Below are 16218 nucleotides of genomic sequence, written 5' to 3'. Positions count from 1 at the left end.
GAAAACATCTATAATTTTAAACTTCAACAAAAAAAGCGCCTCCTCCTAAATCAGGAGGGGGCGTACTTTCTTGCTGTTTCCTCAAACAGTTAAATACTTGCGAATAACCTCGTCGTCCAGCGACTCCAATCCGCCCTCCCAAGCAATCGCACCTTTCTCCAGCACATAGAAATAGTCACCGACGCTCTTCACGAATTCCAGGCTCTGCTCCACCAGCAGGATGGCCGTCTTGCCATCCGCCTTTATTGAGCGGATAACGTCCCTGATGTCGTCTACAATCGAAGGCTGAATCCCCTCACATGGCTCATCTAGCAGCAGTACCTCCGGTTTAGAAGCAAGCGCCCTTGCGAACGCAAGCTGCTGCTGCTGTCCGCCGCTCAGATCACCCCCGCGGCGCGTATACATCGTCGGCAGAACAGGAAACTTTGCTATCGCTTCATCCGGGACAGCTGTCAGCTTCGTCCGCGAAGCCTCCAAGCCCAGCAGTAAATTCTCATAAACCGACAGCTGCGCAAATATTTCACGCCCCTGCGGCACATAGCCAATGCCGCTTTTTGCCCTTATTCCTGGCGCTTTCTTCGTAAGGTCAGAGCCATTGTAGGAAACCGTCCCCACGCGGGCCTTCAACAGCCCCATAATGCTCTTCATTAGCGTCGTCTTCCCAACGCCGTTACGTCCCAGTAAACAGACGACCTGCCCCTGCTTTACCTTTAGCGACACCTCGCGCAATATTACACTCTCGCCATACCCGGCCTCAAGCTGTTGAACGGCTAACATCGGCATCCCGCCTTTTCCCCAGATACACTTCCGCTACGCGATCATCCCGTTGAACCTCATCCATCGAGCCTTCCTTAAGGAGCCTTCCTTCATGCATGACCGTTACCTTGCTCGCAAAATTTCGGACAAATTCCATATCATGCTCCACGACAACAACCGAACGCTTGCGCGCAATCTGATGGAGCAGCTCGCCCGTCTTATCCGTTTCCTTATCCGTCATTCCCGCAACCGGCTCATCCAGCAGCAAAATTTCCGGTTCCTGCAGCAGCATCATCCCAATTTCAAGCCACTGCTTCTCCCCATGCGACAGCCCTCCGGCGCGCCATTCCGCTTTTTGCTGCAGACCAATCATCGCCAGCTGTCCATCAATGCGCGAGCGTTCCTCCTCGGCCATCTTTGCGAACAGCGTCGCAAACACCGACCGTTTCTGACGCATCGCGATCTCCAAATTTTCAATGACCGTCATGGAAGGAAAGATCGAAGGCGCCTGGAACTTCCGGCCGATGCCAAGCTCGGCAATCTGATGCTCTTTCTTTTTCGTAATATCCACCTTGCCATGAAAGGTAACCCTCCCCATCGATGGCCGCACTTTGCCGCAAATCACATCCAGCATCGTTGTCTTTCCCGCACCATTGGGACCGATAAGAAAACGAAGCTCGCCTTTCTCCAGCTTTAAATTCATCCCTTGAACCGCCTTAAACCCGTCAAATTCAACCGTTACATCATCACACAGCAGGATTGCGGACTCCTTCATGCTTCGGTTCCCTCCTCTTTTTGCGGAACTTGATTTGACTGACCAGACCAGCTACGCCCTTAGGCATAAAGACGACAACGACAACAAACAACAGCCCCATAAAGAAAAGCCAGCCTTGCGGATACGCCGTGCTGAATTCACTTTTGGCCCAGTTCATGAGAATCGCACCCAGCGCCGCGCCAACGAGCGTTCCTCGCCCTCCAATGGCTACCCATAGCACCATTTCAATCGACGGCACAATGCCCAGCATGGACGGCGATATAATGCCGACATGCAGCACGAACAGCATACCTGCTATACCCGCGATAGCAGCAGAGATCGTAAAAACAACCATTTGATAAATTGCTGGATTGTATCCGATAAAACGAACACGGTTCTCGCCATCCCGAATAGCCCGAAGCACCTTGCCGAAGCGACTGCCGATGATATAACGACAGAACACGAATATGCCGATTAGAGCTACAACCGTTATATAATAGAGCACCCGCTTCGTTTCTGGTGAACCAATTGAGAACCCTAGAACAGTAGAATAACCGGTTAACCCGTTCGTTCCGCCCGTAAATGCCTGCTGACCTATAAGAAGCGTCGTAGTAATGATAACCAGAGCCTGCGTCAAAATGGTGAAGTAAACGCCGCGTATCCGGTTGCGGAACGTCACGTAACCAAGAATTAAAGCAAGCAGCGCAGGAATGGCTATTCCCATGGCGACGGCAAACCAGAAGCTTTGGAATGGCTGCCAAAACAAAGGAAGCTCCTTCAAGCCGCTCCAGCCCATGAAATCCGGTGGCTTCCCTCCACTCGCCTCCAGCTTCAAATACATGGCCATCGCATAAGCGCCTAGCCCGAAGAAAATACCGTGACCGAGACTCAGAATACCGGTATAACCCCATATCAGATCAAGCCCGAGCGCCACAATGGCAAAGGCCAGAAATTTCGCCAGCAAGTTAAGCCTGAAATCACTCACAAAGAGCGGTGCCGAGAAAAGCGCCGCGGCCGTGGCCGCATATCCAATCAGTATCCATATTCGCTGCGGAGTAAACTTTTGCAATCGCATGAGCCTCACACCTTTCTTATCCTAATCAAGCGACCGCGAGCGCATGGCTACAAGTCCCATTGGCCTCCATTGAAGGAATGCAACGATACAAACGAACACGAGCACCTTGCCAAGCGATGCATTCGTCCAATATTCGAATAAGGTATTAAACATACCGATCCCCATCGCTCCAAGCACCGTTCCAACCAGCTTGCCTACACCGCCAAGGACGACGACCATGAACGCATCAACGATATAATAGGTGCCAAGCGAAGGTCCGATCGGTCCGAGCAGTGTCAGTGCGCACCCGGCAATTCCCGCAATACCAGAGCCAATGGCAAAGGTCATGGCATCAACACGTCTCGTCGATACCCCAAGACAAGCTGCCATATCGCGATTTTGCATAACTGCGCGCATCCTCCGTCCCTCATGGCTTCTGTAAATATAGAAGTACATCGCTACTAGACAGGCAATAACGAGCGCGATAATAAAAATCCGTTTATAAGGAAGCAAAGTACCATCCATAATCTTCAGCCCGCCATTGAGCCAAGCTGGACTTGTAACCGCCACGTTCGGAGCGCCGAAGATTGATCTTGCCAGCTGCTGGAGAACCAGCCCGACTCCCCAGGTTGCCAGCAAGCTATCGAGCGGACGGCCATATAAGAAACGGATCAAGGACATTTCAAGAATAAGGCCAAATACGAAAGCAATAGCGAAGCTCACAGGAACCGCCAATACGAAATACCAATCGAACATTGATTTGGGTAAATAATCATGGAACAGGTTTTGCGTTAAATAGGTTGAATAAGCGCCAATCATAATGAGCTCGCCATGTGCCATGTTGATGACCTTCATTAATCCAAACGTGATCGCAAGCCCCAAGGCAACTAGTAGGAGAATAGAGCTGATACTTAAACCGTTGAACAGCTGCAGCAGAAATAATTCCATGTGACCGCTCCTTTCATGCGTAAATGGCTTACGCCTATCTCTGTCGCAAAAAAACAGAAGGGAAGCATTCGAAGCGATCGAATACTCCCCCATGTATTGCTGCGTATTAGACCATAGCTTGCTTATGAATTATTCCGTCGGCTGAATGCTAGCTGCCCATTCATAGCCTTTCAAGTAGGGATCCGGCTTCACTGCTTCACCCGAATTCCACAATTCCTTGAATTGGCCATTGGCCTGCACTTCGCCAATACGTACGGTTTTGTAAATGTGCTGCGTTGCTCCATCAATTTTCACTTTTCCTTCTGGAGCATCCCACTCCAGCTCTTTTGCCGCTTCTTTCACCTTATCCACTTCCGTCGAGCCTGCTTTCTCTACAGCTGCTGCCCATAAGTACACTGCTGTGTAACCAGCCTCGATTGGATCAGCCGTAACACGTTCATCGCCGTATTTCTTTTTGTAATTTTCAACGAAAGTTTTGTTAGCCGGCGTATCCGTCGTTTGGTAGTAATTCCATGCCGCCAAATGACCTTCCAGCACATCAACGCCAATACCGCGAATCTCTTCCTCTGCAACAGAAACTGATAATGTCGTTAGATCCTTTGCCGTAATACCCGCATCCTTCAATTGCTTGAAGAAGGCTACGTTGCTGTCGCCGTTTAAGGTGTTGTATACCACATCCGGTTTAGCCGCCTTAATCTTGCTGATCAGCGTACTATAATCGGTATGGCCGAGCGGAGTATACTCTTCGCCCACCAGTTCGCCGCCTTCCGCTTTCAACTGTTCTTTAATGACGAGGTTTGCCGTGCGGGGGAAGACATAATCCGATCCGAGCAAATAAAATTTCTTGCCGCGGTTTTCGAGCAGCCAGGAGACCGAAGGTACGATCTGTTGATTGGTCGTTGCACCTGTGTAGAAAATATTAGGGGATGATTCCAAGCCTTCATACTGGACGGGATACCAGAGCAAGCCGTTCAGCTCCTCGAATACCGGCTTCATCGCCTTCCGGCTTGCGGAAGTCCAGCCGCCGAATACCGTAGCTACCTTATCTTCGGAGATCAGCTTGCGCGCTTTCTCTGCAAAGGTCGGCCAATCCGACGCTCCATCCTCAAGCACAGGTACGATTTTTTTGCCTAACACACCGCCAGCTGCATTAATCTCGTCGATAGCCATCATTTCCGCATCGATAACCGACACCTCGCTAATGGCCATCGTGCCGCTCTGCGAGTGAAGAATGCCGACTTTAATTTCCCCCTCCGCGCTTCCACCTGTATTTGCTGCATTGGTCGGTTTATCCGTTTCTGAGTTCGTAGATGCCGGTTTGTTGTTTCCTCCGCAGCCTGCCAATACAATCGTTAAAGCCACAAGCAACAAGCCGCATTGATAAAACATTCTCTTTTTCATCTTCCCACTCCCCAATTCTATGTATTTATCTGTTTTTTCCGAACGATCAAGCCTTTTGCAACTCCATCGTTCGTGCTTTCATTATAGATTGACCATTATATGGATGTCAATATACTTTACACCAAAATTTTCAGGGGGTAGATTTTTTATAAAAAATAGGAATTTAGGGGTATTTTTATTCGATTTACGTTAGGTATTTTGACCTTACTGACGTATGGATCTCTTCTTATATGTTCGATTTAGATTATTTATGACAGATATCATTACATATATAAAAGAAATAAAAAACCCATCTCAAGGCATGTGCCTTAAGATGGGTTTACTTGTTACATATCCGTATTATTTCTTATTCTCGTCCGCTCTTGCGATAAGCATATCTACGATTAGATCGACCTGTCCGCTTATAGCGAGTGGGTCATAACGATAGAAGGTATCAAAATCGTTTTCAAAATACTGATTGTTTTTTACTGCGTCCAAACCTTTCCATACGGCCAGGTCTGTCAATTGTTTTATCGCCTCGCCCTTTTTCTCCGGATCATAAACGGTCATGAACATGTAGTCCGCCGCATATTCAGGCAATGCTTCTTTGGACAGCTGGAAGAATCCGCCGTTTGCATCTACTTGTTTTTTGATGGAATCGGGAATTTTTAATCCCAATGCGTTATATACCGCTTGACCCGAGCGCCCCGAATTTTCTCCGAACATCCAGATTTCGCCTTTGTCGGTCAACTCAAAAATACCAACCGTCGTATTCTCATCTACGATACCTTTCAGCTTCTCGCGGCCTTCCTTGGCCTTTTGGTCATAGGCTGTGATGAATTGTTCTGCCTTCTCTTTGTCTCCGACAATATCGCCAAACAACCGTACGCTCTCATAGATATCCGATGCCGTGCCGTAAGGCAGATATAGTGTAGGAGCGATTTTGGACAAGGATTCATAGCTCTCGTCATACATCACCACGATTAAATCAGGCTTTAGTTCCAATACTTTCTCCACATTAATTGGAGCTCCTACATCCGCAACGTCCTTCAACTGCTCAGCAATAAACGGATTGTCGAAAGCGCTTGGCTCCACGCCAACCACATTTGCCCCTACCGACAACAGTTCCCCGCCGTAATAGTCGGTAACAACACGGAGTGGTTTAACCGGAATCTGAACAGCGCCCTTCGTTGTATCGAAGCTGCGGTACTCAGCCACAGGTGCTTCCGTTGGCGCTGGCGCTTCCGTTTCTGCCGGTGTATTCGTCGAAGTTTTGCTATTTGTTGTATTATTCGCTCCCCCGCAGGCAGATACGAGTACAGACAGCATAAGAATTAACGCACTAATGAATAACAACGATTTTCTCTTTAACATGATGAGCCTCCCTAGTTACGTTCAACAACAATTTCGCATTTGTGATAATGCGAATCATTATCGTTAGAAGCATATCAGATGGCTTCATTCATCGTCCATAGATAAAAGTCACCATGTCATATGGATTATTGTCACCTGCTTATTGGGACAAAAACAACTGGGCCAACAGTACTGTAAGCTTCTGCAAGGAAACGCCATCGTTAGAGAACCATTTATTTACCGGAATGGAATACATTCGATTCTTCCTAACAGCGGGTAGCTGCTGCCACATTTCGCTCGCCAATAAACGGTTCGTATTTTCCATTCCAGCCTCGTCATATATACTAACCACCATATGATCAGCCGCGTAGCCAGGAAGCTCCTCCAGCGATATAATTTTGCTTTTCCCCACATCCAGCACATTTTGCTTGAGCGCAGCAGGCGGCGTACATCCTAGTGCGTCATATAAAGCATAAGCCCCACGGTCCTGCCTGCTAAGCGCATACACATTACCGTCTGCAATTTCATAGGCAGCAACCGTTTCTCCCGCTTCAATCACATGCTCAAGCTTGCGTCTTAACTGGCCAGCCATATGGTTAAACTGATAAATCCAATTTTCCGCCTCACGCTGCTTTCCAACAATTTGCCCAATCATTCGCATTCGTTCCAGCGGGCTTATTTCTTCCCACGATTGTGTAATAACTGGCGCGATTTCACGAAGTTGGCGAAGCTGGTCTGCTCTGAAATAATTAGGCGCAACGATAATATCCGGCTGCAGCATGCGCACCTTATGACTCTCCCATTCTTCGAAAGACGGGATGTCGGCCAACTCGCTCCTCAGCAGCTGTGAGTGTCGAACCAAACGTGCATCTACGCCAACCGGCGTAATGCCTAAGGCCAACAAAGTGCCGATATATTGAAAAGCCACGATGCGCTTAGGACTTTGACGAAATTCAGTTGGATAACCGCCCGTCGCTTGCTTGAATTTCCGGCTAAAATACAAGGCATCCGCATATCCCACTTCCGATGCGATCTCATTAATATGGCTGCTGGTAATCGACAGGAGCTCTTTTGCCTTATCTATACGAATTTGCAAAATATAATCCGACAAGCTTTTTCCCGTCTCCTTATGAAATTGCTTAGATAAATAATGCGGATGGTAGCCGGTTAAATGCGCCAGAAAGGGGCGTTCCAGCTTCGTATTGTAATTTTCCTTTATGTAGTGAATGGCCTTTTGTATCGGTGTTGCGTGATTATATTGAGGGATTTGCCGATTTGTAATCAGTACCTCTTGCAGCAGCTCAAGCAGCAATCTCTGACCCTCCAAAGGGTTTTCGGTGGCCTCAGATTCATAATCTTCAATAATGGCCTTGAATAGGCCAATCAAAACGCCAAAGCGGTTAGTCGCAATCAAACCGTTGCTTGGGAGCCCTTCGCCATCCTGTTGATAAAAAAGCCGATCTTGCGTATCTTCCATCAGCTTGTAAGGCGTGAATTGAATCATATAAAGATGCAGATCAGACTGGCCAGAGCTGGATATAACAACATTGGCTCCCCCGTGAGCAAACAGGAGACAGCCAAAACTTAGCTCATATTGTTGGTCATTCATCTCCATTACGCCGTGGCCCTCGCCAAGGAGAAATAGGGCAGGAGCCTGTATCACCATTTCCTTGGATGGATCAGGGAACTTCAAAACAACGCTTCTCGCTTCTCGCAGCACATATTGATTCGTCTTCACCCGTCAATCAGCCCTTGCTTCGCATATTTTTCAGAAAAAGACCCCTTAACCAGCTTGCGGTTAAAGGGTCTGAATCGAGTATCTTCAAGCTTATTTTGTCGCAGGTGCATCCGTTGCTGGTGTTTCCTCACCAGCTGGAGCATCGCTTGCCGGTGTGTCGCCAGCAGGGGCGTCACTCGCAGGAGCCTCTTCTTCCGCTTTAGGAAGCTTAATGACGATCTCTTGCTTCGGAAGCTCGTCCGTCATGAATTTACTCATTTTCTCGTTAGCAAGCACGCTTCTTACCGGCTCTTTTCCTTCATCAGTAAGATCAGCGTAAGCTGGCGTATCACGTTTCTCAACAAGAATAACATGGTAGCCAAACTCTGTTTCCACAGGGTCGCCAACAACGCCTATCTCTTGTTTAAATGCCGCCTGTTTGAACTCTTCTACCCAATTGCCGTTTTGTTGGTCAACGTATTGTCCACCTTTGTCTTTCGAGCCTGTGTCATCGGAGTATTCTTTAGACAATTCTGCCCAGTCTCCGCCAGCCACAAGCTTTTCTTTCACTTCTTTGGCACGAGCCAAAGCTTCTGCATCCGTACGAAGCTCTTTTTTCTCCTGCGTTGTTGGGTCGGTTGTTGATGTAGCAACCAAGATATGACGAACGGTAACCTTCGCATAATTGACTAGGTTTTTCTCGTATTCTGCTTTCATTTCATCGTCTGTTACTTGAGCATTCATATGTGCGGACACTTTAGAAGTCAGCAGCAGAAAGTTTTCCATATCTTTGTTTTTCAATTTCTTCTCGTCTACCGATGCTTTTAGATCAGCGTTTTGCTTCAGAGCGTCTTTATATTGTGTCATTTGCTCTTTGACATCCGCTTCAGCTTTCTTCACGGACTCGTCAGAAGCTTGGCTTCCCAGAATTTTGTACGAGATATACTGCTGGAGCAACTGCTCCTTAAATTGCGGAATTTCAATAATTTGCGCATAAGTTGGCTGCATGATCGTGAATACGTCCAGATACTTGTTGAACTCCTTATCGGTTACGCTGCCGCCCTTATAAGTTGCAACCTCTGTCTCTTTCGCGCCGCATGCCGCCATCGTCAAGACCAGCACGACTGCCACGATAAGCAGCGCGCCTTTGCGCCATGCCGATTTGCGTGAACTGTGTAACATGTTGAATCCCCTTTCATCTTATGAACTTGTTAGTATTGTATCAGAAAAGGGACGCAGAAAGCGAATATTGTCTATGGCGACACATTTTGCAATTTGTCCGTTTGGACAAGAACATCTTTATAGCCTTGCAAAAATTGTTCGATCATATGAATCTTTTGCTCCATATTCAATCCCTTGCCCCGCAGCAATATACTAGGGTTTGGCTCCTGATCGCTGCTCTGTTTAAATCGGTTCTCATGCTTCAAGCAAAGCTGGTCCACTTTCTTCCGGTCAATTCTTCGCTTCTCGTTGACCGCGAAGCGAAGAAGCAAGTCATCGCCTTTCCCGCCAAACTGCTCGATGCCATACAAGGTGCCGTACACTTTAAGTCTGGCTACAGCAAGCAAATTGCTAACCGCCTGCGGCAAATCTCCAAAGCGGTCAACCAGCTCGTCGATCACGTCATCCGATTCTTCAAACGTACGAATAGCGGCGACTTTTTTGTAGATTTCGATTTTTTGAATGCTGTCGTAAATATAATCCGATGGCAAATATGCGTCTATGCTCACGTCGATAAGTGTGCTCACCGGCTTCTCTTCCTTAACTTCTTCCCCACTCATCTCGGCTTTGCGCTTAGCGATCTCGTCAGCCAGCATTTGGGAGTACATATCAAAGCCGACAGAGGCGATGAAGCCATGCTGCTCTGCCCCAAGCAAATTGCCCGCTCCGCGAATCGATAAATCACGCATTGCTATTTTGAAGCCGGACCCGAGCTCCGTAAATTCCTTAATGGATTGCAGACGCTTCTCCGCAACCTCCGTCAGCACCTTATCCCGCTGGTACGTAAAATACGCATAGGCAATCCGGTTTGACCGGCCTACGCGCCCACGCAGCTGATAGAGCTGCGAGAGGCCCATCTTGTCCGCGTCATGCACAATCAACGTGTTGACGTTCGGAATATCGACGCCTGTCTCAATGATGCTCGTGCTGACAAGCACATCGGACTCCCCGTCCAGAAAGTCGAGAATCGTCTTCTCAAGCTCCTGTTCCGACATCTGTCCGTGCCCGACAGCGACTCTAGCACCGGGGACGAGCGCGTTAATCTGCTCGGCCATTTGATAGATGCCCTGTACACGATTATAGAGATAATAGACTTGGCCGCCGCGGGCAAGCTCGCGCTCAATCGCTTCACGCACCAAGGATGGACTGTACTCCACCACGTACGTTTGTACAGGAAAGCGATTTTCCGGCGGTGTCTCAATAACCGACAAATCACGCACGCCGAGCATCGACATATGCAAGGTCCGCGGAATCGGAGTCGCTGTAAGCGTAAGCACATCGACATTGGTTTTCAGCTTCTTCAGCTTCTCCTTGTGGGATACGCCAAAGCGCTGCTCCTCGTCGACAATCAGCAGACCTAATGATTTGAAAATAATATCCTGGGACAGCAGACGATGAGTGCCAATGACTACATCAACAGTTCCCGCCTTCAGCCCCTTCATTGTCTCATTCTGCTCCTTGCGGGAGCGGAACCGGCTAAGCACCTGCACGTTGATCGGATATCCCGCGAAGCGCTCGCGGAATGTCTCATAATGCTGCTGCGCCAAAATCGTCGTCGGCACCAGCACCGCTACCTGCTTGCTGTCCATAGCCGACTTAAAGGCTGCGCGGATCGCGACCTCCGTCTTGCCGTAACCTACGTCACCGCAGAGCAAACGGTCCATCGGCTGGGTTTTCTCCATGTCCTTCTTGATCTCTTCGATCGCACGGAGCTGGTCACGCGTCTCGTCATAAGGGAACATAGCCTCGAATTCATTCTGATACGAGGTGTCTTGTCCAAAGGCATAGCCCGGTGCCGTCTGGCGCTCGGCATACAGCTTGATCAAGTCGTCTGCAATATCCTGTACAGATGCTTTTACTTTGCTCTTCGCACGCGTCCATTCACTGCCGCCAAGCTTGTTGACCTTCGGCTCCTTCTCCTCGTTGCCGACATATTTCTGAATCATATCTACTTGCTCTATCGGAACCGACAGCTTATCGCCGCCAGCGTAGAGGATATGGAGGTAATCTTTATGGATACCGGCAATTTCAAGCGTACCGATACCTACATACTTGCCGATTCCGTGATTATGGTGAACGACGTAATCGCCAACCTTAAGCTCGGTATAGCTTTTGATTCTCTCGGCATTATCGACTTTTTTGTCCAGCTTGCGCGCTTTGCGCTGCTTCTGCGAGAACATCTCGCCTTCAGTAATAATAACCAAATGGGAGGATGGCAGCTCGAACCCGGACTGCAAATTACCTTCCAGCAGAGTAGGCGTCTCTATGCTGTAATCGTCGAGTACACGGCGCATTCTCTCCATGCGCTCCGAGTTTCCGGCCAGCATCATCACTGTAGCGCCTGTCTTGCGCCAACGCTCCATTTCCGATTTCAGCACATTCATTTGCCCATGGAAATTTTGCATCGACCGGCTAGTCATATTCAAAATGTTTTGCGGCTGAGAATGTGGGATTTGTCTAAGGAATAAGGACAGAAACAGCGTCGGGAACGGACGATGATGCAAAATCTCATCAGTGTCGCGCGCAAGTGCAAAGCCCGGCAAAGACTTGCCGTTTTGAAGCAAATGCATCGACCACTCGGCTTCGTCCCGTTCGAGCTGCTTAGCTGTCTCTATTAATCGCGTTGGCTCATCTAGTATAAGCAGCGTATCGCTTGGCATATAGTCGAGTATCGTTTGCCGCTCTGGATAGAGCAGTGAAATATATTTATAAATCTCTGGAAAATAGACATGCTCACGCAGCCGCTCCAGTTCCCCGCCCAGCTCCGTCCGTAGACGATCCTTTGCCGTGCGGTCTGTCATCTTATCAAGCTGCTGCTCGAGAAGCTTCTGCGCATGATTGGCCGCAATCTCCATACGGCTGCCTTCTGCCATAAGCTCCTGACAAGGAAGAACCACATAAGAATCCAATCGGTCGGATGAACGCTGGTCAGCAGGATCGAAAGCGCGGATGGAATCAACGTCATCCCCAAACCACTCAATCCGGTAGGCTTGCGATGCTGTCAACGGATAAAAGTCGACAATCCCGCCCCGCACGCTCATTTCACCTCTCAGCTCCACACGATCGGCTCTTGTATATCCAAGAGCTGTCATTTGGCGCAGGAAGGTGTCAATCGGCAGCGAGTCGCCAACCTTGACTTCGATTTGCGCCTCCGCCATCACACTGCTTATAGGCAAATAACGCCGTACCCCTGAGAAAGGCACGACAACAATCCCACGGTAGCCTTTGGACAGCTTGATCAGCACATCCATGCGCTGCGCCAGCGTCTCAGGACTTGAGATCGCCGCTTCAGCAGCAACCAGCTCATTGGCGGGATATAACAACACCATTTCTGACGATAGACATTCCTGCAAATCCTCTGCAATCTTCTGCGCAGAGAACATATTATGCGTCACAACGAGCATCGGACGCTCTACATCCTCCTGCAGCGCTGCAATGAGCACTTGCCTGGAAGAGCCTGCGAGACCAGAAATCATCTGCTCGCGCATGCCTTTACGAATACCGGATATAACGGACTGTACGTCCGAATCCGCGGCAAAAGCTTTAATTAACGCTTTCAACGTTTGCGACACCCCGTTTCTTTACACAATCGGAGAGTGATACGATCGCTCCCTGTACATTGAAAATAAGCCTCAGCCGTCCGCTAAGGCTCATACTATTCACTTTCCGTCATTGAAGAGGATTAGCTACCAAATGGAGCTCCGGGTTCGCGTCAATCGCCTCTCGGCAATAATCGCAGACCACTTTGACCGTTACATCTCCATTTGGGTCATACGCTATTATATCGCTGCGCTCTTCGGGGGTCAAGAAATGGAAACCAAGCTGATGCTCTGTTATATCGGACCCGTGTAAAGATCCCATTGAAGTTTTGCAATGCCGACAAATATAGTTTACAGCCATATGTATGCCTCCTGAACGGTCGTTATACCCTTCAGTATGCCCGCAATATCATAAACTAACAGATTATCGGTTAAACTTTGCCATCGTTTCTTCAAATGGCGCCTTTAGTCTGAACTCAATAGCGTCACATGCATCCGCGATCATGGTTTCGAGCTTGTCCTTTTCACTTTTTGGAAAAGAGGACAGAACATAATCCGCAATATTCATGCCCGGCTGTGGACGCGAGACCCCCATCCGAACACGGTCGAATGTCTGCGTCCCCAAATGCTGAATCAGCGACTTGATTCCGTTATGGCCGCCCGCGCTCCCTTGGTAACGCAGTCTCAGCTTGCCGATCTCCGTGTCAAGATCATCATAGACAATGACCCCATCCTCCAAATCGGCTTTAAAATAATCCATAAACGACCGGACGGACTCTCCGGATAAATTCATATATGTCATCGGTTTAATCAAGATCACCTTTGTGCCCTGCACATTGCCTTCCCCGATTAAAGCTTTGCATTTGCTTTGGGTTACGCTGATTCCCCAACGTTTGGCCAACTCATCAATCACCATAAAACCGACATTATGCCGGGTTCCTTGATAAGCGGTGCCGGGATTTCCTAGTCCAACAATCCACTTCATGGCTTACTCCACTCCTTCTTTACGGTCAAATGTATCATAATCTATTGTAAGCGTAAACGGCTGGAGTCGCCAGTGGCTGCACAATCAACAAACAGCGCCGTCCTGAGAGGAACGGCGCCGGGATTTATTTAATATGACGAGCCGATTACAGGCTCTTAACGCCTTCAAGCTGCTCTTCTTTGGAACGAGACTCCGCCTCGGCAAGCTCCACGGCAGCATCCTCCGCTTCTTCCTCCGTAAGCTCCTTCTGCGGCGCAAGAATGGTCAGCACCACTTGCTCCGGGTCAGCACTTAATTCTACGCCCTTAGGCAGCTTCAAATCGCCCACCAGAACGCTCTCTCCAACCGCTAGGGAAGAAATGTCTACCGTAACTGCATCCGGGATGTTGTTAGGTAAGCACTGCACCTCCAGCTCATGCATAACCACTTGCAGAACGCCGCCTTCTCTCACGCCTTGGGAATCCCCCTCGGCCTGAATGCGGACATTGGCTTTTACGTTTTCGTTCATATTGATTTGATGGAAATCGACGTGAAGCACTTGGCGGTTTAGAGAGTCACGTTGAATCTCTGAAATCATAACCGAAGTTTTTCCGTGTGATGGCACATTTATTTCAAGCACCGCATTGGGATGGGAACGAAGCAGCGATTGCAGCTCCTTGCCGTCCACCGTCACCTGTGCGGCATTACTCAACTGTTTTCCATAGATAACGCCGGGAACTTTACCTTGGAGCCGCAATTGGCGCAATTCACCTTTCGTCGTACCAGTTCGTTGATCCGCATTCATAGCTATCGCCATATTGATTACCTCCTAAAAGTTTTGTGAAGCAAAACTTACTTCGTAAGCATACGCCTAGTTTTGTGAAGCAAAACTTACTTCGTAAGCATACGCCTAGTTTTGTGAAGCAAAACTTACTTCGTTTTTTGAATTCCCTATAACTTACCCACTTTGGCGAAAGGTTAAACTTTGCTCCATTAAAAAATTGAAAAGTAACATTAACAATCAATTTTTGATCGAGTCTACTCAGCACAAAAAAAAAGCAGAAGCAAATTCATGGTTTCGAATTTGCTTCTGCTTCTCGTATATCATTGCCGATTGTCTATTGCTGCTTCTTCTCTTTTTTGGCTTTCGCCCGTCCGCGAATCTTATCCGCATAACCTGCTTTATTCACTTGACGCTCACGTGCGATCGCAAGATCGCCGGCAGGCACGTCATGCGTAACGGTTGACCCTGCAACAACATAGGCGCCATCGCCAATTTTTACAGGAGCGATCAAGTTGACGTTGCTTCCGACAAAGGCGTTGTCGCCAATCTCCGTCACAAACTTATTGTAGCCGTCATAATTGACGGTTATAGCTCCGCAGCCGATATTGACATCCTTGCCTACTTTAGCGTCGCCAACATAGCTCAGATGCGATACTTTGCTTCCATCGTCCAGCGTAGCGTTTTTCAGCTCGACGAAATCGCCGATTTTGCAGCCCTTGCCAAGCTTTGAGCCTGGACGCAGATTTGCGTAAGGACCAACTGTGCTTTCATCGCCAACAACCGATTCCGCCACAACGGAATATTTAATCGATGCACCATTTCCAATCGTGCTGTCCGAAATATCTGCTTGCGGTCCGATCACGCAGTCTTCTCCAATTACCGTTGAACCGCGCAATACCGTACCAGGATAAATAACCGTATCCGCTCCGATTTGAACTCCCGCTTCAATGTACGTCGATGAAGCGTCAATAAGAGTGACCCCGCCGAGCAAATGGTTGCGGTTTATGCGTTCACGCATGAAACGCTCCGCTTCAGCCAGGGCAACGCGGTCATTCACGCCAATGGCTTCAGCCAGGTCAGAGGTGCAATAACCCTGAACAGACTCTCCAGATTCGCGGAATAGGCCTATCACATCTGTCAAATAAAATTCACCTTGCGCATTGTTGCTCGTCACGTTTGCGAGCGCGGCAAATAGTTTCTTGTTATCGAAGCAATACGTACCTGTATTGATTTCGTTTACAGCCGCCTCTTCCGGCGAGCAATCCTTCTGCTCTACGATACGTTGTACCGTGCCGTCCGCGCTCCGAATCACCCGTCCATATCCCGTAGGATCTGCAAATGCCGCTGTAAGCACGGTTCCAGCCGCACCACTTTCTACGTGCAGCTCAAGCATCGCGCTTATCGTCGACGCTTGTACCAGTGGTGTATCGCCGCAAATGACGATGGTCGTGCCTTCCTCGCCGCCTAGCAAAGCTTCCGCCTGACGGACCGCATGCCCCGTACCGAGCTGCTGTTCCTGCAAGACGTATTCCGCGCCATCTCCCAAATAGGACTTAACCATTTCCGCGCCGTAGCCAACGATAACCACTGACCGCTCCGCTTTTGCTTCCTTCACTACATCCAGCACATGAGAAACCATCGGCTTACCGCATACCGGATGCAGCACTTTATATAATTTCGACTTCATTCGCTTGCCCTGTCCCGCAGCAAGCACAATAGCCATAACTTTCAAATCCAAGACCTCCTAA

General features: G+C 48.9%; 13 protein-coding genes. All 13 read right to left on the bottom strand.

Annotated features, from left to right (window positions below; translation table 11 throughout):
* Positions 1-81: 81 nt before the first annotated feature.
* The 13 genes from urtE to glmU all read right to left on the bottom strand — a co-directional run bounded on the left by urtE (position 82) and on the right by glmU (position 16202).
* Positions 82-777: an urea ABC transporter ATP-binding subunit UrtE gene (gene urtE / locus E0496_RS20730; RefSeq protein ID WP_141503728.1), complete on the bottom strand. Its 696-nt coding sequence runs from the start codon at positions 775-777 to the stop codon at positions 82-84.
* The gene (gene urtD, locus E0496_RS20725; protein ID WP_141503727.1) at positions 755-1531 is read right to left on the bottom strand and encodes an urea ABC transporter ATP-binding protein UrtD; all 777 of its coding nucleotides are present in this window, start codon (positions 1529-1531) and stop codon (positions 755-757) included. The genes urtE and urtD overlap by 23 nt, the downstream gene beginning before the upstream one ends.
* Positions 1503-2585 (bottom strand): urea ABC transporter permease subunit UrtC, encoded by a 1083-nt coding sequence (gene urtC, locus E0496_RS20720; RefSeq protein WP_141503726.1) that lies wholly within the window; start codon positions 2583-2585, stop codon positions 1503-1505. The genes urtD and urtC overlap by 29 nt, the downstream gene beginning before the upstream one ends.
* A 21-nt stretch (positions 2586-2606) precedes the next feature.
* Positions 2607-3512, bottom strand: a complete 906-nt coding sequence (gene urtB, locus E0496_RS20715; RefSeq protein ID WP_141503725.1) for an urea ABC transporter permease subunit UrtB — start codon at positions 3510-3512, stop codon at positions 2607-2609.
* A gap of 129 nt (positions 3513-3641) precedes the next feature.
* Positions 3642-4913 carry an urea ABC transporter substrate-binding protein gene (gene urtA / locus E0496_RS20710; RefSeq protein ID WP_175598099.1) on the bottom strand — a complete coding sequence of 424 codons (1272 nt, stop codon included), beginning with the start codon at positions 4911-4913 and terminating at the stop codon, positions 3642-3644.
* 339 nt (positions 4914-5252) lie between these two features.
* The gene (locus tag E0496_RS20705; protein WP_141503724.1) at positions 5253-6266 is read right to left on the bottom strand and encodes an iron-hydroxamate ABC transporter substrate-binding protein; all 1014 of its coding nucleotides are present in this window, start codon (positions 6264-6266) and stop codon (positions 5253-5255) included.
* 139 nt (positions 6267-6405) lie between these two features.
* Positions 6406-7983, bottom strand: a complete 1578-nt coding sequence (locus E0496_RS20700) for an ABC transporter substrate-binding protein (RefSeq protein ID WP_141503723.1) — start codon at positions 7981-7983, stop codon at positions 6406-6408.
* Between the two features lie 90 nt (positions 7984-8073).
* Positions 8074-9144 carry a peptidylprolyl isomerase gene (locus E0496_RS20695; RefSeq protein ID WP_141503722.1) on the bottom strand — a complete coding sequence of 357 codons (1071 nt, stop codon included), beginning with the start codon at positions 9142-9144 and terminating at the stop codon, positions 8074-8076.
* Between the two features lie 71 nt (positions 9145-9215).
* A complete protein-coding gene (mfd, locus tag E0496_RS20690; protein WP_141503721.1) occupies positions 9216-12743 on the bottom strand; it encodes a transcription-repair coupling factor in 3528 nt (1175 codons plus the stop codon).
* A gap of 109 nt (positions 12744-12852) precedes the next feature.
* Entirely contained in the window at positions 12853-13083 is a 231-nt protein-coding gene (locus tag E0496_RS20685) for an anti-sigma-F factor Fin (protein ID WP_141503720.1), read from the bottom strand.
* A 63-nt stretch (positions 13084-13146) separates the two neighbouring features.
* A complete protein-coding gene (pth, locus tag E0496_RS20680; RefSeq protein ID WP_141503719.1) occupies positions 13147-13707 on the bottom strand; it encodes an aminoacyl-tRNA hydrolase in 561 nt (186 codons plus the stop codon).
* Between the two features lie 145 nt (positions 13708-13852).
* Positions 13853-14503, bottom strand: a complete 651-nt coding sequence (locus tag E0496_RS20675; protein WP_141503718.1) for a 50S ribosomal protein L25/general stress protein Ctc — start codon at positions 14501-14503, stop codon at positions 13853-13855.
* Positions 14504-14804: 301 nt separating this feature from the next.
* Positions 14805-16202: a bifunctional UDP-N-acetylglucosamine diphosphorylase/glucosamine-1-phosphate N-acetyltransferase GlmU gene (gene glmU / locus E0496_RS20670; protein WP_141503717.1), complete on the bottom strand. Its 1398-nt coding sequence runs from the start codon at positions 16200-16202 to the stop codon at positions 14805-14807.
* Between the last annotated feature and the right edge of the window lie 16 nt (positions 16203-16218).

The sequence above is a fragment of the Paenibacillus luteus genome (genome assembly GCF_006542765.1).
GTDB lineage: Bacteria > Bacillota > Bacilli > Paenibacillales > Paenibacillaceae > Pristimantibacillus > Pristimantibacillus luteus.
Note: the sequence above shows the minus strand (reverse complement) of the source record. Positions and strands in the feature narration are given on the sequence as shown.